Source organism: Limnospira sp. PMC 1279.21 (assembly GCF_032349615.1).
Classification (GTDB): domain Bacteria; phylum Cyanobacteriota; class Cyanobacteriia; order Cyanobacteriales; family Microcoleaceae; genus Limnospira; species Limnospira fusiformis.
This window is the reverse complement of the sequence record NZ_JARPLU010000475.1, coordinates 1-714: the sequence shown is the minus strand read 5'-3', so window position 1 is coordinate 714 and position 714 is coordinate 1. Positions and strand designations below refer to the sequence as shown.

The window sequence follows — 714 nt, the reverse complement described above, 5'->3', positions numbered from 1 at the left end:
TGTAGTAACAGAAGAAGTACAGAAAGCGCGAGTAGATTATTGGGAAAGAATTAGAGATGTGGCTCGTGAAAAGCTTGTGTTTATTGATGAAAGTGGGTTATGGGTAGGGATGAGCAGACCGTTAGCCAGAGCGACGAAAGGGAAAAAAGTCTATGAACTGCGGAAATCCTATCGAGGTCAAAAAATGACAATAATTGGTGCAATTAAGCTCTCCGGAGTGGTGGCGACTCAAACATTAGAAGGGTCCATGAAAAAAGAGGATTTTCTCCAATTCATCAAGTTAGATTTATTGCCAAAATTAAAAAAAGGAGATGTAGTGGTAATGGATAACTGAAATTCTCATCATCGAGAAGAAGTCAAAGAAATGATAGAGTCAGTAGGAGCCAGGGTAGAATATCTGCCGGTGTATTCCCCTGAGTTTAACCCGATAGAGATGATGTGGTCACAGCTCAAAAGTTGAGTGTGCAAGTTCAGGACGGAGACAATGGAATTATTAGTGAGATTGGTAGAAGTGGCGGTAATCCTTGTGGATTTACAGTGTTTGAATAACTGGTTTACCAAGTTTTATTACTGTGCTTAATGATTGAGATAAAGGCTGTATATTGGGTTTCACCCTCGTTTCACCCAACCTACAAATGTTGGGTGAAACCCAACCTACCAAGAGCGATCGCTTATTTAAGTAGGTTGGGTGGAGGTAACGGAACCCAACACCAC

General features: G+C 41.2%; 1 pseudogene. It reads left to right on the top strand.

The annotated features are described in order from the left end of the window. A pseudogene (locus P5683_RS25510) lies at nucleotides 1–580 on the top strand (IS630 family transposase); the annotation flags it as partial. Nucleotides 581–714: the final 134 nt, after the last annotated feature.